Origin of the sequence: Lentzea sp. NPDC051208, from assembly GCF_040682435.1 — a bacterium.
Classification (GTDB): domain Bacteria; phylum Actinomycetota; class Actinomycetes; order Mycobacteriales; family Pseudonocardiaceae; genus Lentzea; species Lentzea kristufekii.
On record NZ_JBFBAW010000010.1, the window covers coordinates 212,218 to 232,745 of the forward strand.

Here is a 20,528-nt window from a genome sequence, read left to right on the forward strand (position 1 = left end):
CTTCAGAGCAACTGGATGCCGACGACGCAGGTGTCGTCGTCGGTGTTCGAGTCGCTGGTCGCGAGCAACTCGTCGAGCAACGTCTCCAGATCACGCGGAGGACCCGAGACCGCGACGCACAGGCGCTCCAGGCACTCGTCCAGCGGCACGTCCCTGCGCTCGACCAGACCGTCGGTGTAGAGCAGCAAGGTGTCGCCGGGTTCGAGCTGCACCTCACCCTCCTGATAGGACACCTCCGCCAGCGCGCCGAGCAGCAGGCCGGGCAGCATGGGCAGGAGCTCGCCACGCTGGTTCCTGATCAGCACCGGTGGCAGGTGGCCGGCCCGCGCCCAGCGCAGCACGCGGGTGTGCGGGTCGTACACGCCGCAGAGCGCGGTGGCGATGATGTGGTCGGTGAGGTGGTGCGCCACCAGGTTCAGCCACTTGAGCAGCTGACCGGGTCCCGCGCCGGTGGCGGCGAGACCACGCAGGGCGTTGCGCAGCGCCACCATCCCGGTCGCGCCCTTGATGCCGTGGCCGGTGATGTCGCCGACCGAGACCAGGATCTGCTTGTTCGGCAGCACGACGGCGTCGTACCAGTCGCCGCCCACCAGTTCCTCCTGGGCAGCGGGCCGGTAGCGCACGGCGACGCGCAACCCGAACGCGTCGATGGTGGGATGGGTCGGCGGCATGATCACCTGCTGGAGCCGCAGCGTGAGCCTGTTGTGCTCCTCGACCTCCTGAGCGGTGATGGCGAGCTGGTCCTGGGCCGCGGACAGCGCCACCTCGGTCCAGTGCTGCGCCGACACGTCCTGGTAGGCGCCGCGGATCGCGAGCAGCGCGCCGTGCGAGTCGAGCACGGGTTCGGCGATCACGCGGACGTGCCGGGTGACGCCGTCGGCGCGGTGCAGCCGGAAGGCCGCCGACGCGGGCCGGTGCAGGTGCTGGACGTTGCGGAGGAAACCGTTGAGGGACGGCAGATCGTCCGGGTGGGCGTGCTCGGTGATGTCGCCCAGCGGCACGGGATCGGCGGTCAGCGGGAGGCCGTAGAGCGCGTACAGCTGGCTGTTCCAGATGACCTTGCCGTGCTGGGGCTCTTCCTCGAACCCGCCGATGCGGCCGAGGCGCTGGGCGTGCTGCAGGAGGTTGGCGAGCCGGGCGGCCTCGTCCTGGACCCGCCACACGACCAGCACGAGGACGCCGTGCCGGGTGACGCTCACACTGGCCGTGACCTCGAGCGGCAGTTCGTCCACCAGCGCCGCCAGCGTCATGCGCTCGGCCCGGAACGGTTCCCCGGTCGCGTGCACGCGCTCGATCTTGTCGAACAGGTCGCCTTCCGCGGCGGCCAGCGGGTACGCCTCCAGCAGCAGCCTTCCCGCCACCGCGGCTCGCGGCCTGCCCGCGAGGTCGACGAACCGGTTGTTCACGTGGTGCACCCGGAAGTCGGCGAGCGTGCCGTCGGCGGAGATCTCCGGGCCCAGCACGAGCGCGGGGTCGAGCAGCCCGTCGGCGAGGTCCGCGAGTTCGGCCGGCGCGGTCGTGACGTGCTCGACCTGACCCTGCGGTGCGGTGAAGTCGAGCGTGGCGGCGCACAGCTCGGCCAGCGCCTCCACCTGCTTGTGCACGCTCAGCGGCTGCGGTTCGAGGACGTCGGGCCAGCAGATCTCCAGCACACCGGTGATCCGGCCCCCGGTGCCCGCGGGGACCGCCACGCGACCGGGCAGATCCGCGCCGATGGACGGCAGACCGGAGTCCTCGAGATCGGCGATCCACACCGCGTCGCGGTCGAGGAGCGCCCTCCGTGCGGGTGTCGCGACGCCGGGCGGCACGTAGCGCCAGCGCTGAGCCTCGCCCGCGGCGAATCCCGCCTGGCCGACCAGGGTGAGCGAGGAGTCCGCGCCCGCCGACCAGATCGCCACCGCGACCGCTCCCAGCGGGGAGAGCGCGTGCGCGAACAGCGACTGAGCGACGGCCTGGGTGTCGTCCGCCTGCAGCGCACCGCTCTCCGCCGTCCGCAAGCGGATCGCGGCTCGGTTGCCCGGGTCCGCCGTCGCCGGCACCCGTGCGACGAAGTCGTCGCCGGACGCCTCGTTGATGATGTCGACGGCCAGTTCGAGCTGGGTGGTGCCGGCGCGGTCGGCGAGCAGGGCGAGCTGCTCCGCGGCCTGGGCCGGGCCGCAGCGCAGCCGTTCGACGAGCATGCCCTTCGCGAGCTCGACGAGCGCCCGGCCGTCCGCTGCCTCCCGGCTCTCCTCGAGCTCGCGCTGCAGGCGTTCGACCAGGCCCGCGAGCCGATCGACGCCCGTTCCGTCGGCCGTCACCGCTGACGCATCCAGTGACGTACGCAGGAGATGAGCTCGTCGGCGTCCACCGGCTTGGTGACGTAGTCGTTGGCACCGGACGCGATGCTCTTGTCCCGGTCGCCGGGCATCGCCTTGGCGGTCACCGCGATGATCGGCAGTTGCCCGTGGTCCGGCATGGCGCGAATGGCCGTGGTGGCGGCGTAGCCGTCCATCTCCGGCATCATCACGTCCATCAGGATCAGGTCGATCTCCGGATTGGCGACCAGGGCCTCGATGCCCTCCCTGCCGTTCTCCGCGTGCAGCACGCGCACGCCGTGCAGCTCCAGGATGCTGCTGAGCGCGAACAGGTTGCGGGCGTCGTCGTCGACGATCAGCACGGTGCGGCCGGCGAGCTGGCCGTTCGCCTCGTGGACCACCGGCTGTCCCGGCTGTTCCGGCCGCACCAGCGGAAGCACGTCCTGCGGGCCCTTGGCGTTGAGGTGCAACGCGATCCGCTCGCGCAGTTCGTCCAAACTGGACAGGATCTCCAGCGGCCGGGAGCTGCTGCGCTCGTGCAGCCGCTGCTCGTACTCGGCGGCGAGCCTGCGGTTGTGGTGTGCGAGCACCGGAACCGTGCTCGTCGCCGCGTCGCCGTCGAGAGCGTCCAGGAACCGCAACGCGGCCCCGTCGGGCATGTCGAGCTCCAGGACCACGCAGTGGCACGGCTCGGTCGCCAGCGCCGCCGCCGCCTCCTCCTGCCCGACCGCGGTGACCACGTCGACCGGGCCACGCGGATCATCGCTCGCGGACAGATCGGTCACCGCGCTCTGCGCGACCAGTGCGAGCAGGCCGTGCGACTTCTCCTCGATCACCAGCAGCCTGCGCTTGTGGACGTTGGTGACGGTCGGAGCCACCGCCGCCGGCAGCGCCGACGCCTCCTGTTCGGGAAGGTCCTGCGCGTTCTCGGGGAAGTCCTCGCGGCGCACCGGCAGGTAGAGCGTGAACGTGCTGCCCTTGCCGAGAGTGCTCTCCGCGGTGATCAGGCCACCGAGCAGGTAGGCGATCTCCCGGCTGATCGACAGGCCGAGGCCGGTGCCGCCGTACTTGCGGCTGGTGGTGCCGTCGGCCTGCTGGAAGGCGCCGAAGATCGATTCGAGCTGGTGCTCGGCGATGCCGATGCCGGTGTCGCTGACCCGGAACATGATCGCCGGGCCGTGCTCGCGCACCGCGGCCGGCAGCTGCTCGGGGTCGGCGAGTTCGATGCGCAGCTCGACGCCACCGGTCTCGGTGAACTTCACCGCGTTGGACAGCAGGTTGCGCAGCACCTGCTGCAGGCGGGTGTCGTCGGTGATCAGCTCCGGCGGGGTGCCGGGCGCGGTGGTGAGCTGGAAGCTCAGCCCCTTCTGGGAGGTGAGCGGCCGGAAGGTCACCTCGACGTAGTCCCGCAGCTGCCGCAGCGAGACGCGTTCGGGGGTGATGTCCATCTTGCCGGCCTCGATCTTGGACAGGTCGAGGATGTCGTTGATCAGCTGGAGCAGGTCCGAGCCGGCCGAGTGGATGATGCCCGCGTACTCGACCTGCTTGGGCGTGAGGTTGCGGCTCGGGTTCTGGGCGAGCAGCTGGGCGAGGATGAGCAGGCTGTTGAGCGGCGTGCGCAGCTCGTGGCTCATGTTGGCCAGGAACTCCGACTTGTACTTCGACGCCAGCGAGAGCTCCCGCGCCCTGGTCTCCAGTTCCTGGCGCGCCTGCTCGATCTCCAGGTTCTTCGCCTCGATGTCGCGGTTCTGCGTCGCGAGCAGTGCCGCCTTCTCCTCCAGCTCCGCGTTGGAGCGCTGCAGTTCCTCCTGGCGCACCTGGAGTTCGCCCGAGCGCGACTGCAGCTCCCCGGCGAGTCGCTGGGACTCGGCGAGGAGCTCGTCGGTGCGGGCGTTGGCGATGATGGTGTTGACGTTGACGCCGACGGTCTCCATCAACTGCTCGAGGAAGTCGCGGTGGATGTCGGTGAAGTGGTGCACCGACGCCAGCTCGATCACGCCGAGCACCTGGTCCTCCACCACGATCGGCAGCACGACCAGGTTCACCGGTGCCGTCCGCCCGAGTCCGGACGAGATCGCGACGTAGTCCGCGGGCATGTCGTCCACGGCGATGGTGCGGCGGCTGCGGGCGGCCTGACCCACGAGCGACTGGCCGAACTCGAACCGCGTCGGCCGTGAGGCGTCGTCGGGGTGCCCGTAGGAGCTGATCAGGCGCAGCTCCTGGTGGTCGTCGATGTCGTCGGCCAGGTAGAAGGCGCCGAACTGCGCGGACACCAGCGGGGTCAGCTCGTCCATGATCAGTTCCGCGACCACGGCGAGGTCACGGCGGCCCTGCATGAGCCCGGAGATGCGCGCCAGGTTGGACTTGAGCCAGTCCTGGTCCTGGTTGGCCTTGGTGGAGTCGCGCAGCGAGCCCACCATCGAGTTGATGTTGTCCTTGAGCTCGGCGACCTCACCGGAGGCCTCGACGGTGATCGACCGGGTCAGGTCGCCCTCGGCGACCGCGCTCGTCACCTCGGCGATCGCCCGCACCTGCCGGGTCAGGTTCCCGGCGAGCTCGTTGACGTTCTCGGTGAGCCGCTTCCACGTGCCGGAGACGCCCTCGACCTCGGCCTGGCCGCCCAGCCGGCCCTCGCTGCCCACCTCCCGGGCCACGCGGGTCACCTCGGCCGCGAAGCTCGACAGCTGGTCGACCATCGTGTTGATCGTCGTCTTCAGCTCGAGGATCTCGCCGCGGGCGTCGACGTCGATCTTCTTGGTCAGGTCGCCCTGCGCGACGGCGGTGGTGACCTGGGCGATGTTGCGCACCTGGTTGGTCAGGTTGTTCGCCATGAAGTTGACGTTGTCGGTGAGGTCCTTCCACGTGCCCGCCACGTTCGGCACGCGTGCCTGACCGCCGAGCATGCCCTCGGTGCCGACCTCGCGGGCCACGCGGGTGACCTCGTCGGCGAACGCGGACAGCGTGTCGACCATCGTGTTGATGACGCCCGCCAGCGCGGCGACCTCGCCCTTGGCCTCGACGGTGATCTTCTGGCTGAGGTCGCCCCTGGCGACCGCGGTGGCGACCTGGGCGATGGACCGCACCTGGTTGGTCAGGTTGGACGCCATGACGTTCACGTTGTCCGTCAGGTGCTTCCACGTGCCGGAGACACCGCGCACGGTCGCCTGGCCGCCCAGGTTGCCCTCGGTGCCGACCTCGCGGGAGACGCGGGTGACCTCGTCGGCGAAGCCGGACAGCTGGTCGACCATCGTGTTGATGGTCTCCTTGAGCTCCAGGATCTCGCCGCGGGCGTCGACGCGGATCTTCTGGCTCAGGTCGCCTCGTGCCACCGCCGTCGTCACCTGGGCGATGGAGCGCACCTGCGCGGTGAGGTTGTCCGCCATGACGTTGACGGACTCGGTGAGGTCCTTCCACGTGCCGGACACGCCCTTGACGTCCGCCTGGCCGCCGAGACGGCCGTCCGTGCCGACCTCGCGGGAGACGCGGGTGACCTCGTCGGCGAACGAGGAGAGCTGGTCGACCATCGTGTTGATCGTGTTCTTCAGCTCGAGGATCTCGCCGCGGGCGTTGACGTTGATCTTCTGGCTCAGGTCGCCCCTGGCGACCGCGGTGGCGACCTGGGCGATGGACCGCACCTGGGCGGTCAGGTTGCCCGCCATGAAGTTCACCGAGTCGGTGAGGTCGCGCCAGGTGCCGGAGACGCCCTTGACGTCGGCCTGCCCGCCCAGCGCGCCCTCGGTGCCGACCTCGCGGGAGACGCGGGTGACCTCGTCGGCGAAGGAGCTGAGCTGGTCGACCATCGTGTTGATGGTGCTCTTGAGTTCGAGGATCTCGCCCCGCGCGGTGACCGTGATCTTCTGGCTCAGGTCGCCCCGCGCGACCGCCGTCGTCACCTGCGCGATGTTGCGGACCTGGTCGGTCAGGTTGCCCGCCATGAAGTTCACGGAGTTCGTGAGGTCCAGCCACACACCACCGACACCGGGAACCTCGGCCTGCCCGCCGAGCCTGCCCTCGCTACCCACCTCACGCGCGACTCGCGTGACCTCGTCGGCGAAGCTGGAGAGCTGGTCCACCATCGTGTTCACGGTGTTCTTCAGCTCGAGGATCTCGCCGCGGGCGTCGACGTCGATCTTCTGGCTCAGGTCGCCCCGCGCGACCGCGGTGGCGACCTGGGCGATGTCGCGCACCTGGCTCGTGAGGTTGCCGGCCATGGCGTTCACCGAGTCGGTGAGGTCCTTCCACGTGCCCGACACACCCGGCACCTCGGCCTGGCCCCCGAGCCGCCCGTCGGTGCCGACCTCGCGGGCCACGCGGGTGACCTCGGAGGTGAACAGCGACAGCTGGTCCACCATGCCGTTGAAGACCGTCGCGATCTCGCCGAGCAGGCCGTCGGAGTCGTCGGGCAGGCGGATGCCGAAGTCGCCGTCGCGCACCGCGGTGAGCCCGGCGAGCAACTGCCGCAGCTCCGGCATGTCGACCGCTCTTCGCGCTTCGGTCTGACCTGCGGAACGGTCGGCCTTGGCCGTAGTGCCACTCATTCCTACTGCCTCCACGACAGGGGCGGAAACTGAGGTGTGAGGGGACACCTGGCTTTTCAAGCGCACCTCGACGAACCAAACGACCTTACTTCAACAACGTCCGGACAGGTGCGCAGTGGTCTCCCGTCCGCGACCAGCCTCGTCGCGCGGGGGAGAAGTCCGCGACAGCCCGCCCATCGGCGCAGGTGGCGTGATCGTCTTGGGGTCAGCGGATGTTCGTGCCCGCTTCCCGAGCCGTCAGGCCGTGGCGGTGCACCCATTCGCCAATCGAACCCACCGCGGTTCACCCACGCGGGTGTACGCCGCTGTGATCACCCGGCGCGTCGGTCACCGCTCCTGCGAGCTCGTCCCGCCGGAATGTCCTGAGTCGACGGTGCTCACCGTCCGCGGCTCGTCGTGCGGCTGAAGCGCGCCGGTGCCCGTCGGTAACCGGTCATCCGATCACGCATCCCCTGTCCGAGGTGGACCTCCCCTGTCAGGTGGTGGTCACCATCGGCGCAGACGTACCGGTTGTCGCCCATTCAGCTGGCAGATGTCCGGCAGGTTTCCGCCACGACGACGCGGCTACTCCAAACGGCGCAACCACGGTGATCCGTTCGAGAGCGGAGGGATTTCTGCACGGAACACCGGCGCGGCGGCAGGCGGGGCCTGCGGAACGGACGCTGACGTGCTCCGGGCCGTGGACGAACCGCACGGCCGCACCAGGAGACGCCTCGCATGAAAGGAAGGCCATGCGCAAGAACGTCAAAACAGGCCTCTTGGCCGTAGTCGCGGCCAGTGGTCTGGTTCTGGCCGGCGGTTCGACCGCCAGTGCCGACATCAGCGCGTTCCACCCGTTCCGCACAAGCGGTGCGGGACACCTGATGTCCGGTGATGTGTTCGGACACCACGCCGCCGCGTCCGCCATCGCCGGGCACGGCGGGCACTCCGGGCACGGCGGCCACGCGGTCAGCGCCAACACCGCGGTGTCCGGGAGCACCGGTCACTCCGGCGATTCCGGTGACACGGGCGACAACGACGCCCACGTGATGTGCGTCTACGCCACGTGCGTGACCGGCACCGGCTCCGGCCACTCCGGCTCCACGTCCACGGGAGACTCCGGCGACGCCACCAACCACAGCACCACCAACGGTGGTAACTCCGGCCACGGGGGCAACGGCGGCAACGCCGGCGCCACGGCAGTGAACGCCACCGAAACCGAATCAGACGAAGACGAAGACGAGAACGACCACAGCGTCCACAGTGACACCGAGGCCACGGCATCCGCCACGGCCGGCCACGGCGCGCCCTCCGGCAACGGCGGCAACGCCTTCAGCCACAACACCGCCGTCACGTCCGGCAACACCGATCACTCCGGCGATTCCGGTGACACCGGTGACAACGACGCCTGGGTGATGTGCGTCCACGCCACGTGCACGACCGGCACGGGCTCGGGCCACTCCGGTTCCACGTCGACCGGGGACTCCGGCGACGCCGCCAACCACAGCAGCACGAACGGTGGCGACACCGGCAACGGCGGCAACGGCGGAGATGCCGTCGCCACAACGGAGAACGCGACTGAGACCGAGGGCGACGACGTCCACAGCGACACCGACGCCACGGCGACCGCGACGGCCGGCAACGGCGCATCTTCCGGCAACGGCGGCCACGCCGTCAGCGCCAACACCGCGCTGTCCGGGAACACCGGCCACTCCGGCGATTCCGGTGACACCGGCGACAACGACGCCTGGGTGATGTGCGTCTACTCGAACTGTCTGGCCGGCACCGGTTCCGGCCACTCCGGCACCACGTCGACGGGAGACTCCGGCGACGCCACCAACCACAGCTCCACCAACGGCGGCGACACCGGCCACGGTGGCCACGGTGGCGACGCCGACGCGACGGTCACGAACCTGACCGAGGCGGAGGACGACTGACCGAGTGATCATCGGTGGAACGGGCGGGATCGGGTCTCCCATCCCGCCCGTTTCGCTGTCCACGGCACCATGCCGTGCCGTTCGCCGGCCGCTTCAGTTCCGGGAGTCCGCGCGGTTCTTGCGGTAGGCCGAGAAGAGCGCGACACCGCTGGCGATGGCGATCAGTCCGAAAGCGGCACTGACGTAGAGGCTCAGCCCGAAGGCTTGAGCGGCGGCGTTGGCCACGAGGCTGCCGGCCAGCACCACCGCGAGCAGGGTCCGGCTGCGGGTGGGGGAGAGGTTCGCTTCTTGGTTCATGGCAACGAAGTTGGTTGCGTTCGCCGGCCTCGCCGATACCGCAGGCTTCCCGGTTCCAGGTAGAGGGGGCTGCACCTCGGTCCCGTGGGTGAGCGCGGTGAGTTCGAAGCGCGGCTGTGAAGCGCACCACCTCGGTGAGCAACAAGTCCCTTGATTGTTCAAGTTGGTGCTCAAATACTCGCGGACGAGCTGTAACCCCCGCTTTCCGGTCGCCGCAGCGGGGAGTGACACGGAAGCGAGCACGGAATGCAACGACGGGCGCTGCTGGGGCGCGAGACGGAGCGCCGTGCACTGGCCGCCCTGGTCGGGCAGGCCGCCTCGGGGTCGGGCGGCGCGGTGGTCGTCCTCGGCTCACCCGGAATCGGCAAGTCGGCGCTGGTCGCCGAGGCGGCGGCGCGCGCGGCTGACCGCGGGACGCGGGTGATCACGGCGGTGGGGGTGGAGTCCGAGGAGGACGTGCCCTGCGCCGGCCTGCACCAGCTGGTCCACCAGCTGCGGGAGGGCATCGACGACTTGCCCGCACCGCAACGTGCGGCGCTGCGCGCGGCCGTCGGTCTCGTCGACGAGGCCGTGCCCGACCTCTACCTCGTCGGCCTGGCCGCGCTGACGCTGCTGTCGGACGCGGCGGTGAAGGCACCGCTGCTGGTGGTCGTCGAGGACGCCCACTGGATGGACCGGGCCAGCCTCGACGTGCTCGGGTTCGTCGCGCGGCGGATCGAGTCCGACCCCCTCGCACTGGTCGCCGTCACCCGCTCCCTCGACGACCGGCTCGGCGGCGCCGGGCTGTCCGTGCTGCACCTGGACCCGCTGACGGACGAGGTGTCGGGTGAGCTGCTGGACGCGGTGGCCCCCGGTCTGGGCCAGCAGGTCCGGCGGCGGCTGCTGGTGGAGGCGGCGGGGAACCCGCTGGCGTTGACCGAGCTGCCGGTCGCGCTGCGGTCGGTCGGCGGGGCGTACGCGCTCACGCCGGGCCCGCTGCCGTTGACCGAGCGGCTGGAGCGGACCTTCACGGCACGGGTCTCCCGGCTTCCGGCCGACACCCGCGCCGTCCTGCTCCTCGCGGCTCTCAACGGTGACGGGACGATGGACGAGTGCCTCGCCGCCGCTACCGGGATGCTCGGCACGGCGGTCGACGCCGCCGCACTCGGGCCCGCGGTCGACGCCGGTCTGCTGGAGCCGTGGGGGATGGTCTTCCGGCACCCGCTCGTCCGCTCGGCGATGCACCACGCCGCGACGGCCGCGGAACGACAGGCCGCGCACGCCGCTCTCGCCCGCGAGCTCCAGGGGCAGCCCGACCGGCAGGCGTGGCACCGCGCTGCCGCCACCGCCGGTTCCGACGAGCAAGCGGCGCGGGACCTCGACTCCACGGCGGGCAGGGCCCTGCGGCGGGGCGGTGTCGCCGCGGCCGCGGCAGCGCTGCGGCGAGCGGCCGAGCTGACCGCCGACCCCTCCGCTCGCGCGGACCGGCTGCTGCGCGCGGCCGAGCACGCCCTGGAGTCGGGCCAGTGCGACGCGGCGGCACACCTGCTGGATCAGGCGCGCTCGCTGGACCTGTCGGTCCGGGACCAGGGCCGGGCGGCCTGGGTCGGCATCGCCCTGGTCGAGGGGGCGGCGCAGGGCCAGGGCACCGCGACCGCCGAACTGGCGGAGCTGGCCGTCGGGATCGCCGCCGGTGGTGAGCCCTTGCTGGGACTGCGCATGCTGTGGGGCGCGGTCCTGCACTGCTTCTGGGGAGAACCGGGACCGGCCGCCCGCCGCCGGGTCGCCGCCGCCACCGAGCGGATGCCCGTGGACGCGGACGACGCCGACCTGGTGGCCCTGCGGGCGTACTGCGCACCGGTCGAACGCGGACGAGCCGTCCTGGAGGCCCTGACCGATCAGCTGCAGCGGTCGTCGGAGAACCCCGAGGGGGACCAGCTCCTGGGCGCCGCCGCGGTGACGGTGGGTGCTCCCGCACTGGCGAACCGGCTGACGGCGCGGTCGCTGGACGCCCTGCGGGCCCAGGGCCGGCTGTCGATGCTGGCGAGGGCACTGTGCGTGCAGGCGGGCAGCGCCGCACGGCTCGGTGACGTGCGTGCTGCCCTCCTCGCCGCAGAGGAGGCCGCCGAGCTGGCCCGCGAGACCGGCCAGTCCCTCGTGCACGCGATGGTGCACGCCATTCGCGCCCAGGTCGCCGCCGTCTGCGGCGATCCGCAGGCGGAGGCGTGGGCAGCGGAGGCGGAGCGCACCGCGCTGCCCGTCGGCGCGCGCCCGGCGCTCGCCATCGTGCAGATGGCCCGCGGACAGGCAGCCCTCTGCGAGGGGCGCTACGGCGACGCCTTCGGGCACCTGCAGCGCGTCTTCGAGCCGGCCGATCCCGCCTTCCACCCCTGGCTGCGGTTCTACGGGGTCGCCGAACTGGTCGAGGCGGCCGTGCGCAGCGAGTCCACCGAAGCGGCGCGGGACGTCCTGCGGGAGCTGACGCCACTCGCGGAGGGGACCCCCTCGCCCGCCCTGCTCTGCGGGGTGCGCCTCGGCCGTGCCCTGCTCAGTCCGCCGGACACCGCCGAGCAGCTCTACCGGGAGGCCCTCGACGCCGTCCCCGTCGACTGGCCGTTCGAGCGGGCGCGGGTGCACCTCGCGCTGGGTGCGTGGCTGCGGCGGCACCGGCGGCCCGCGGGCTCCCGAGTCGTCCTGCAGGCCGCGCGCGAGGTGTTCGACGCGCTCGGTGCGTCAGCGTGGGCGGAGCGGGCGCGTCAGGAGCTGCGCGCGGCGGGTACGTCCTCGCCCCGCCAGGACCCGGTCGCCGTCGACCGGCTCACGTCGACCGAGCTGCACGTCGCCCAGCTCGCCGCGCAGGGGCTCACCAACCGGGAGATCGGTGAGCGGCTGTACGTCTCGCCCCGGACGGTGAGCACGCACCTCCAGCGGATGTTCCCCAAGCTGGGCGTGACGTCGCGCGGCGAGCTCGCCGCGGTGCTGCGCGGCACGATGACGTACGCCGAAGACGTAGTCCGACGGACGCGGCCGGCCCTGCTCGCTCCCTAGGTTCGTGCCATGCCCTGTCCGCACACGGCGGACGGGCGGGAAGGCACCATGGGAACCATCACCGTCGGCACCGAGGGCTCGACCGACGTCGAGCTGTACTACGAGGACCACGGCTCCGGCCAGCCGGTCGTCCTGATCCACGGCTACCCGCTGGACGGGCAGTCTTGGGAGAAGCAGACCGACGCGCTGGTCAAGGCCGGCTACCGGGTCATCACCTACGACCGCCGGGGCTTCGGCCGGTCGAGCAAGACCATGACGGGCTACGACTACGACACCTTCGCCGGTGACCTGGACAAGGTCCTCACCCGGCTCGACCTGAACGACGTCGTCCTCGTCGGCTTCTCGATGGGCTCGGGTGAGGTCGCTCGCTACCTCGGCACCTACGGCTCCCAGCGGGTGGCGAAGGCGGCCTTCCTCGGCGCGCTCCAGCCGTTCCTGCTGCAGACGGAGGACAACCCCACCGGCGTGCCGCAGTCGGTGTTCGACGGCATCGCCGAGCAGGCCGAGGCCGACCGCTACGCCTGGTACGAGAACTTCTTCGTCGACTTCTTCAACACCGACGAGACGCTCGGCTCCCGTCTCAGCGACGCCGCGCTGCGGGCGAACTGGGCCACCGCGATCGCCTCGGCGCCCGTGGCGGCGTACGCGTGCGTCCCGGCGTGGCTGACGGACTTCCGGGCCGACGTGGAGCGCATCGACGTGCCGTCGCTGATCCTGCACGGCACCGCCGACCGCATCCTGCCGATCGACGCCACCGCCCGCGAGTTCCGCCGCCGCCTGCCCGACGCGCGCTACGTGGAGATCGACGGCGCTCCGCACGGCCTGCTGCTCACCCACGCGGCCGAGGTCAACGCCGCCCTGCTCGCCTTCCTCACAGACTGAGAACCGGACATGCACAGACTCAAGAACCGCGTCACCGCTCTGCTGGCCGTGCTCATCGCTGCCGCCGGGCTCGCCCTGTTCGGCATGTCGAACGCGGTGGCCGCCCACCCGGCAACGGGGCAGAAGCCCACGATCGTCCTCGTCCACGGCGCCTTCGCTGACGGCGCGAGCTGGAACCCCGTCATCGAGCGCTTGCAGCGCAAGGGCTTCACCGCCGTCGCCGTGGCCAACCCCCTGCGCGGAGTCCGCTCCGACGCCGAGGCGCTCGACACGCGTCTCGCCGCCATCGACGGACCGGTGGTGCTCGTCGGCCACTCCTACGGCGGTGCCGTCATCACCAACGTGAAGGCGCGTTCGCCGAAGGTGAAGGCACTGGTGTACGTCGCCGCCTTCGCCCCCGCCGAGGGAGAAGCCGCGGCACAGCTCGCCGGGAAGTACCCCGGCAGCACACTGGGTGAGACGCTGGCACCGGTCCCGTTGCCCGACGGCTCGCAGGACCTGTTCATCAAGCCCTCGCTCTTCCGGCAGCAGTTCGCGGCCGACGTCCCGGCGCGACAGGCCGCCCTCATGGCCAGCACCCAGCGCCCGATCCGCGACGTCGCCCTGAACGAGGCGTCCGGCGCACCCGCCTGGGCGAGCATCCCCTCGTGGTTCCTGCTGGCCGGTGCCGACAAGAACATTCCGTTGCAGGCGCAGAAGTTCATGGCCGACCGGGCCGGCTCACGCACGACTGCGACCGTCGAGCGAGCCTCGCACGCCGTGGCGGTCTCGCGTCCGAACGCGGTCGCGGACCTCATCTTCCGCGCCGCGGGCTGACGCCTTCCCGGCCCCGTGAGCAGGAGGCTCGCGGGGCACGGCGGCATCGTGATCGTTGCCGGTCGTGCCTCAACACGCGCCACTGGCGATGCCCTGTGCGTCAACTGAGCAACTCCGCGACGTGCACAACGCGCGAGGCGGCCCAGGACTGCCGTCCTCCGCCGTGGAAGTCCACTCGGACGACGTCGCCGTGCGCCACCGCGGTCACCCTGCCGACCGGTCCGATCGAGCCGCACAGCCGGACGACGTCCCCTGCGTGCAGATCGCTCGCGTGCTTCTGGCCGGTGTTCCGTGCCGAGGACGCGGGCTTCACGCAGGTGGTGAAGAACCACCACGCCACACCGGCCACCGCGGGAGTGGTGACGACCAGAACCCCGGCCGCGACCGGGAACTCGGCCATCAGCGTGACCGCCACGATCGGCGCCCACAGGAAACCGGCCGCCGCGGCGACGAAGGCGGAACTCACCGGCCGGTCGCCGATCTGAAGCCAGCCGGTCGTGCGAATCCAGCCCTGCGCCGTCAGGCCACGCGGCGGCCTGCCGTCCTCCGGGCGAGGTGCCGGCTCGACGACGTGGACCGGCCCGCCGAACAGATCGACACGATCCTCATCACTCACGCCGCCACCTCAGTTCGCCCTTGTCGTTGTGGGCGCACACCATTTCCCCGCCGGTGATGGACGTTCGCCGCTCACCTTCGGACGTGCACCGCCTGCCTCTGAGGATGCCCACCCACAGATCGTCAGGTGGCGTGGAGGACCGTGCCGCCGAGGACGGCCGCGGCGGGGGAGACTCCGCCGGTGCCGGAACGGTCGTCGCGGTGACGGTCGTGGTCTGCGCGGCCGTCGGAGGTGCGCTGGTCGCCGTCACCTCGGTTCCGGCGGGAGCACAGCTGGTCGCCCACACGCCACGGCGGTCGTGGCGAGCGTCGGACTCGACCGGCGCGAGGTCCTCGCGGGTCGACGGATCCGCGGACGCCGCGCCGTCGCGCACGACGGTCCGGGCGTAGTCGTCGCCGTTCGGCAGCAGGACGTCGACCATGATCTGATCACCGCCGGAACTGTCGTCCCTCCTGATGACCAGCCGCACCTCCTTGCCGAGCAACAGGTTCCGGGCGGCGGCGCGGGACTCCGCCTGCCAGCAGTCGCCGACCCGGCGCACCCCGGTGACGCGGGCGCGGACGAGGAGACCGGTGCCCGGCTCCGCGCCCTCGAAAGAGTCCACTTCGGACACCGCGTGGACCGTCACCTCGACGGAGTCGCCTCTGCGCAGGTTCGCTTCCAGGCCGGAGCCCGCGCGCATCCCCGGCACCGCGACACCGTTGAAGGCGATCGCTCCCGTGGTGGCGACCGTGGTCACGACGCCCAAGCCGGCTACCGCGAGCCTCGCGGTCTGGCTGGAGCGCCACCAGGAGCGGCGCACGAACCCTGGACTGATCATGAACGTTGCTGAGCTGGGCAATGGCGATCCCGCCTCGCTGAGGGTCGGACGTGGCTGTGGCACAGGCAGCCCACGTCGACCTTCACCGAGGCCACGTCTTCGGCATTTCGCCTGGCAGTGCGGGGGTCCGTGTCGCCGCCAAGGCAGTGTTACCGCTGGCAAACGGGTCGTCAACGAGGTAAAAGGTTCAATTGGATTCGGCCCCAATGCTTCACCGGACCGGTGATGTGATTGTGCCTGCACTCACCCGGCTGAGCCGGGAACAGGCGGCCAAGGCGCGTCGGCGACCAGGTCGTCGGTGTCCGCCGGGTAGCGGCCGGCCCACCAGCCGGCCGCGACGACCAGGACCATGCCTCCTGCCGCGAGGATCAGGCCGAGTTGGCCGATGGACCCGCGTTCGGGAGGAAAGCCCAGGGTCCAGCCGAGAGAGGGTCCGAGGAACGCCAGACCGGTCAGCACGGCGGCGGCGTTCACGACCGCCGCACGTGACCGGCGCACCGCTCCCTGCGCCATCGTGAGACCGATGCCGACGCCGATGAGACACAGCGCGAACACCAGTGCGGGAACGGTCGACATCCCGTGGTTGGACATGAAGAACACCACCGCGCCGGTGATCGGGACGACCGCCACGAGAAGGAAGACGAGTGGCAGCACCACGATGAGCACGTGTCCAAGCCGGGCGCGGGTCCGGCAGACCGCGACCGACATCCCGATCAGCAGGGCGAGCAGGGTGATCGTTCCGGCTTCCTTCACGTCGTCTCCGATCACCCGGCCGAACGCGGTGAGCGGCGCGGGACGGAGCTCGAGCCCGGTCGCCGCGATGACCACCGGCACGCGTCGCCACGCGCCGTCGGCGCCGCGAACCGCGAGCCCTTCGACGCCGTTGGCCACGATCACTTCGTGTCCACTCGGGACGGCACGGACCTGGACGTCCACACTGGCCAGTTTGGACACGCGGCGGATTCCGCCGGGGAACGGGTGCTGGCGCTGGACGAACGGCCACCGGGCGGCCGGCACCTCCCAGGCGGTGTGCCAGGTCCGGCCGGCGTCGGTCGTCTCGTCGACGCCGAGCAGCCGGCCGCCGCGCGGCGGCCATCCTTCCTGGTCGACGTGACCGCCACCGTGCACCCGATAGCAGTGTGCGGTGTCATCAGACACGCAGGCTTCGGCCTGCTGACGCTCCAGCAACTGTCCGGGCGGCGTGTCCGGCAGCGGCGTCCAGTCGCCGACACCGGAGCCGGAACCGTACAACCGCTCATCCACCTCGATGACCACCTGCCCGTCCACGACCTCCACGGAGTCCACCGCCGGAATCCTCGTGGAGGGCGGGGAAGTCGCGGCGATCGCCAGCACCGCGAACGGCATCGCGAGCACCACCCGCAACCGGTGAGCCGGGCGGTCCGGCAGTGGCGGAGCCGCCGCCGACCGCCGCCAGGCCCACCAGGCGAGGCCCAGCGCGGGCAGCGCGATCAGGTCGCTCGGGTCGGCCAGAACGACCGAGGGCCCGTTGACGACAGCCCACGCCGCCGACGCGACCTCGGCTCCCGTGCCGGTCAGCTTGACCCACGTGAACCCGGCTCCCGTCAGCAGCGTCGCCACCGCGGCGCCGATCCGGCCGGCGCGGAACAGACCGGACAACAGCCCCAGCACCGCCGGCGCCACCACCAGCCCGGCGACGTCACTGAGCTTGCCGGTGACGAGGCCCGGCCAGGCCTGTTTGAACACGTGGTCGTTGAGCAGCAGGACCGCGGTGGCCCCGACGGTCAGCGGATGCGCCACCCAGCGCAGGAACACCCCAGCTCGCATGAGGCCAGCCTGCGTTGCCGTGATCACGGCAACGACTCGGCCGGGCCCCGAATCGGCCCAAAGAGCGTTCGGGCGTCAGCCGGGACCCTCCTGATCGGGCGCGGTGCGCCATCAGCTCGAAGGACTGATCGTCTTCGAGGCGCTCGCGTCACAGCCGTCAGCTCGGCAGGGGCCGCTCCCACGCCTGGCGCTCCGCTCCGCGCGGGTCGTCGACCGTGCCGTTGTCCAGGTCGAACCGCATGGTGGTGCGCCGGTCCCGGGTGTAGCGCGGCCAGCCGGGATCTCCGGTGCGGGCGAAGCGGACCCAGCTGTCGTGGACCCGCGTGACGAGGGACGACGGCACTTCGCCGTCGCCGAGCAGCCTGTTCGGCCCGCGCAGCGACGGGAGGTCGGCGCGCCCGAACACGAACGGAAGCTCGACCGCGTGCGTGGCGCCGAGCGCGCCGTCGAGCGCGGGTGACCGCCAGGCGAACTCGTAGGCGAAAGCCCTGGAGTGACGGGCGTACGCGTCGGTGAGCGCCCATGTGCCCGCGCCGAACAGGGCGTCACCCAGGACGGCGGACCGGATCTCCCCGTCGGTGGCCGCTGGCCGCTGTTCGCGGTAGGTCTTGACCAGCCGCAGGGGGTCGGGGTGCGCCCTGGCCGCGACGGCGTCCACGTCCGCGCTGGTCGAGCTGTCGTAGTTGCCGAACGGGACCAGGTAGAGGTTGCCCTCCTCCGTGTTCGCTCCGATGAGCAGATCGACCTCGGCGACGGTGGCGTCCGCCGGTTGTGCGTCGAGGACCAGGCTGAACGGGCTCAGCCCTACCAGCGGATCGGTGTGCGTCGCCGTGCGCAGGTCAATGCCCGCGAGCTTGGACGCCGTCTCCACGAGACGCTCGTCGGAGATTCCCGCGAAGGCCTCGGCGCTCGCCTCGATGCCGAGGAAATCGGCGGCGGCGCGGGTGACGAGGGACGCCTGCTCGGGGGAGAAGGCGCCCAGACCGCTTCCACTCTGGACGATCGCGCGCCGGAACAGACCGGCGGCCCCGGGCGTGGCCAGCAGCCCGCCGACGACGGTCGCGCCGGCGGACTGGCCGAACACCGTGACGGTGCCGGGGTCGCCGCCGAACCCGCTGATGTTCTCCCGCACCCAGCGCAGGGCCGCGACCACGTCGAGCAGGCCGCGGTTGGCCGGTGCGCCGGGAACGTCGAGGAACCCGGCGACACCGAGGCGGTAGTTCACGGTGACGAGCACGACGCCGTCACGGGCGAACGCCGAGCCGTCGTACAGCTCCGCGCGTCCGGAGCCCGCGACGAAGCCGCCACCGTGCACGAACACCATGACGGGCAGGCCGGTGGCGGCGGGATCCGGTGTCCAGACGTTGACGGTGAGGTACTCCTCGCCGCGGTGCCGGCCTTCGCCGAAGTAGGCGCGCAGGTCCATGCTGCCGAGCCGGCGCGGCGCCTGCGGGGCGGTGGGACCGAACTCGGTGGCATCGCGCACGTCCCGCCACGGCTCGTGCTCCGCGGGCGGCGCGAACCGGCCGGCACCGGAGGGTGCGGCGGCGTAGGGGATGTTGAGGAAGGCGGCGATCCCGTCCCGGCTCAGCCCGCGCACCGCACCCCGGGTGGTGACGACCTCCATCGGCCTCACCTCTGCTCGTAGGGGGAGAAGGACGCCCAGTCCTTGATGGCGAACCTGCCCGCGTCGCGCGCGACCTCCACGGCGCCCCCGCCTGGGAAGTGCGCCGGGAACACCAGCGTGCCGGTGTCCGCGGCCTCGCCCAGGATCCTGCGCCGGGTGGCACGGGCCTCGGCGGGGTTCTCGCAGAAGCAGCTGTTCGCGTCCGGTTCGAGGACCTGCACCGGGGCGTGCACCATGTCGCCCACGAACACCGCGCGGTCGGTGCCGGAGGCGAGGGTCAGGACGCTGGAGCCCGGAGTGTGGCCGGGTGCCGGTTCCAGGCGCAGGTTAGCGTCGATCTGGTGGCCGTGCTCCCACAGCCGCGTCAGACCGGCCTGGTGCACGGGGGCGACGCTGTCCTCGAAGACGTTCTGGTTGCCGCGGCCGAGCACGGCGGTCCTGTTGTTCGCGGGGTTCCAGAAGTCGAAGTCGTCCTTCGGCATGAGGTAGGTGGCGTTGGGGAAGGTCGGCACCCAGGCGCGGTCCTCGAGGCGGGTGTTCCAGCCGACGTGGTCGATGTGCAGATGGGTGTTGACGACGACGTCCACGTCCTCGGGGCGGACGTCGGCGCGGGCGAGGTTGCCGAGGAAGTCCGTGGTGAGGTGGCTCCACACCGGGGCGTAGGGGCGCTCCTTGTGGTTGCCGACCCCGGTGTCGACCAGGATCGTCCTGCCCTCGCTGCGCAACAGCCACGTCTGGACGGCGGCACGCACGTTCCCGGTGGCGGGATCGAGGAACTCCGGCGCCACGTCCTCCCAGACCTGCCGTGAGCTCTCCGGGAAGAACACCTCGGGCGTCATCTCCACCGAGCCGTAGTACTCCCACACGCGGGTGACGGAGACGTCACCCAGTTCGATCGTGTCCATGCCGTCGATGCTGCGAACCCCGGCCGTGGGCAACCAGACCCGCCTTTGCCTACCACTCGCGTGGTCAGGCTCGGCGTGACCGGCATGCGCATACTGACCGGATGAGCGGACAGGGACAGCTCGCCGAGTACCTCCAAGCCTGCCGGGCGCGCCTGCGACCGGACCAGGTCGGCCTCTCGACCTACGGCGAACGGCGACGGGTCCCCGGTCTGCGTCGCGAGGAGGTCGCCGGTCTGGCGGGCGTCAGCGCCTCCTACTACGTCCGGCTGGAACAAGGACAGGCGCTGCACGCGTCGCAGGAGGTCGTGGCCGCACTCGCCCGAGCGTTGCAGCTGAACCCCGACGAACATTCCCACCTGCGCGAACTGGCCCAGCCGCGACGCCACCGGACCGCGCCCAAGCCACCACCCGAACGCGTCTGGCCCGACACCGCCGAACTCGTCGCCACGCTGGCCCAACCGGCGATCCTGCTGGGCAGGCGCGGCGACGTGCTGGCCTGGAACCCCCTGGGCCACGCCTTCTTCGCGGGCCACCTCGACCAGTCCAGCCCTCAACGCCCCGCGGACCGTCCCAACATGACCAAGCTGGTCTTCCTCGACGCGCACACCCGCGCCCTCTACCGGAACTGGGCGGCCAAGGCCCGTGCGGTGGTAGGCAACCTCCGCCTCACCGCCGGCAGGTACCCGGAAGACCGGGAACTGAGCGCCCTCATAGGTGAACTGGCGACCCGCAGCCCCGAGTTCGCGACTATGTGGGCCGACCACCGAGTGCGCGCCTGCGACAGCACCGCGCACCAGATGCACCACCCCGTCGCGGGGGAGCTCCTGGTGAAGCAGCAGACGCTCCGCCTCCCGCACGCCCCGGACCAGACGCTGACCGTCGTGACGGCGCAACCTGGTTCGGCCGCGGAGGCCGCGCTCACGTTGCTCGGGCAGTTGCGCCCGCCCGTCTAGGTCACCGCGACAGCGCGGGTGCTGAGTC

Annotated in this window: 13 protein-coding genes; 5 read left to right on the forward strand and 8 right to left on the reverse strand. The window is 71.4% G+C overall.

Features of this window, described 5'->3' with window-relative positions:
* Positions 1–2: 2 nt before the first annotated feature.
* Together AB0M48_RS25200 and AB0M48_RS25205 are read right to left on the reverse strand one after the other, a co-directional pair.
* Positions 3–2,300, reverse strand: coding sequence for a SpoIIE family protein phosphatase (locus tag AB0M48_RS25200; protein WP_363846352.1), 2,298 nt, complete (start codon positions 2,298–2,300; stop codon positions 3–5).
* The gene (locus AB0M48_RS25205) at positions 2,297–6,769 is read right to left on the reverse strand and encodes a HAMP domain-containing protein (protein ID WP_363846581.1); all 4,473 of its coding nucleotides are present in this window, start codon (positions 6,767–6,769) and stop codon (positions 2,297–2,299) included. Before AB0M48_RS25205 ends, AB0M48_RS25200 begins: the two co-directional genes overlap by 4 nt.
* Positions 6,770–7,566: 797 nt before the next feature.
* On the opposite strand from AB0M48_RS25205, the gene AB0M48_RS25210 reads away from it, so the two are divergent.
* Positions 7,567–8,751 carry a hypothetical protein gene (locus AB0M48_RS25210; RefSeq protein WP_363846354.1) on the forward strand — a complete coding sequence of 395 codons (1,185 nt, stop codon included), beginning with the start codon at positions 7,567–7,569 and terminating at the stop codon, positions 8,749–8,751.
* 93 nt (positions 8,752–8,844) lie between these two features.
* Here the strand turns inward: AB0M48_RS25210 and AB0M48_RS25215 are convergent, their stop codons facing one another.
* The gene (locus tag AB0M48_RS25215) at positions 8,845–9,048 is read right to left on the reverse strand and encodes a hypothetical protein (RefSeq protein ID WP_363846356.1); all 204 of its coding nucleotides are present in this window, start codon (positions 9,046–9,048) and stop codon (positions 8,845–8,847) included.
* 246 nt (positions 9,049–9,294) lie between these two features.
* Here AB0M48_RS25215 and AB0M48_RS25220 point away from each other — a divergent pair, with 246 nt between their 5' ends.
* The 3 genes from AB0M48_RS25220 to AB0M48_RS25230 all read left to right on the forward strand — a co-directional run bounded on the left by AB0M48_RS25220 (position 9,295) and on the right by AB0M48_RS25230 (position 13,773).
* Positions 9,295–12,075 carry an AAA family ATPase gene (locus AB0M48_RS25220; RefSeq protein ID WP_363846358.1) on the forward strand — a complete coding sequence of 927 codons (2,781 nt, stop codon included), beginning with the start codon at positions 9,295–9,297 and terminating at the stop codon, positions 12,073–12,075.
* Between the two features lie 9 nt (positions 12,076–12,084).
* On the forward strand, positions 12,085–12,957 hold the full coding sequence (locus AB0M48_RS25225; RefSeq protein WP_363846360.1) for an alpha/beta hydrolase: 873 nt from the start codon (positions 12,085–12,087) through the stop codon (positions 12,955–12,957).
* Between the two features lie 84 nt (positions 12,958–13,041).
* Positions 13,042–13,773, forward strand: a complete 732-nt coding sequence (locus tag AB0M48_RS25230; protein ID WP_363846583.1) for an alpha/beta hydrolase — start codon at positions 13,042–13,044, stop codon at positions 13,771–13,773.
* Between the two features lie 100 nt (positions 13,774–13,873).
* Here AB0M48_RS25230 and AB0M48_RS25235 read toward each other — a convergent pair whose 3' ends face one another.
* The 5 genes from AB0M48_RS25235 to AB0M48_RS25255 form a co-directional block, all read right to left on the reverse strand.
* Entirely contained in the window at positions 13,874–14,389 is a 516-nt protein-coding gene (locus AB0M48_RS25235) for a hypothetical protein (protein ID WP_363846362.1), read from the reverse strand.
* Positions 14,382–15,209: a thermonuclease family protein gene (locus tag AB0M48_RS25240; protein WP_363846364.1), complete on the reverse strand. Its 828-nt coding sequence runs from the start codon at positions 15,207–15,209 to the stop codon at positions 14,382–14,384. Before AB0M48_RS25240 ends, AB0M48_RS25235 begins: the two co-directional genes overlap by 8 nt.
* A 243-nt stretch (positions 15,210–15,452) precedes the next feature.
* Positions 15,453–17,015 (reverse strand): hypothetical protein, encoded by a 1,563-nt coding sequence (locus AB0M48_RS25245; RefSeq protein WP_363846366.1) that lies wholly within the window; start codon positions 17,013–17,015, stop codon positions 15,453–15,455.
* Between the two features lie 157 nt (positions 17,016–17,172).
* Positions 17,173–18,642 carry a carboxylesterase family protein gene (locus tag AB0M48_RS25250; RefSeq protein WP_363846368.1) on the reverse strand — a complete coding sequence of 490 codons (1,470 nt, stop codon included), beginning with the start codon at positions 18,640–18,642 and terminating at the stop codon, positions 17,173–17,175.
* Positions 18,643–18,647: 5 nt separating this feature from the next.
* The gene (locus AB0M48_RS25255; protein WP_363846370.1) at positions 18,648–19,547 is read right to left on the reverse strand and encodes an MBL fold metallo-hydrolase; all 900 of its coding nucleotides are present in this window, start codon (positions 19,545–19,547) and stop codon (positions 18,648–18,650) included.
* 101 nt (positions 19,548–19,648) lie between these two features.
* On the opposite strand from AB0M48_RS25255, the gene AB0M48_RS25260 reads away from it, so the two are divergent.
* Positions 19,649–20,500 carry a helix-turn-helix transcriptional regulator gene (locus tag AB0M48_RS25260; RefSeq protein WP_363846372.1) on the forward strand — a complete coding sequence of 284 codons (852 nt, stop codon included), beginning with the start codon at positions 19,649–19,651 and terminating at the stop codon, positions 20,498–20,500.
* The last annotated feature ends 28 nt before the right edge of the window (positions 20,501–20,528 follow it).

Coding starts and splice junctions, on each gene's coding strand:
- AB0M48_RS25205 (WP_363846581.1), bottom strand. CDS start 6,769: ATGCCGGAGCTGCGGCAGTTGCTCGCCGGGCTCACCGCGGTGCGCGAC.
- AB0M48_RS25210 (WP_363846354.1), top strand. CDS start 7,567: ATGCGCAAGAACGTCAAAACAGGCCTCTTGGCCGTAGTCGCGGCCAGT.
- AB0M48_RS25215 (WP_363846356.1), bottom strand. CDS start 9,048: ATGAACCAAGAAGCGAACCTCTCCCCCACCCGCAGCCGGACCCTGCTC.
- AB0M48_RS25220 (WP_363846358.1), top strand. CDS start 9,295: ATGCAACGACGGGCGCTGCTGGGGCGCGAGACGGAGCGCCGTGCACTG.
- AB0M48_RS25225 (WP_363846360.1), top strand. CDS start 12,085: ATGCCCTGTCCGCACACGGCGGACGGGCGGGAAGGCACCATGGGAACC.
- AB0M48_RS25230 (WP_363846583.1), top strand. CDS start 13,042: ATGTCGAACGCGGTGGCCGCCCACCCGGCAACGGGGCAGAAGCCCACG.
- AB0M48_RS25240 (WP_363846364.1), bottom strand. CDS start 15,209: ATGATCAGTCCAGGGTTCGTGCGCCGCTCCTGGTGGCGCTCCAGCCAG.
- AB0M48_RS25245 (WP_363846366.1), bottom strand. CDS start 17,015: ATGCGAGCTGGGGTGTTCCTGCGCTGGGTGGCGCATCCGCTGACCGTC.
- AB0M48_RS25250 (WP_363846368.1), bottom strand. CDS start 18,642: ATGGAGGTCGTCACCACCCGGGGTGCGGTGCGCGGGCTGAGCCGGGAC.
- AB0M48_RS25255 (WP_363846370.1), bottom strand. CDS start 19,547: ATGGACACGATCGAACTGGGTGACGTCTCCGTCACCCGCGTGTGGGAG.
- AB0M48_RS25260 (WP_363846372.1), top strand. CDS start 19,649: ATGAGCGGACAGGGACAGCTCGCCGAGTACCTCCAAGCCTGCCGGGCG.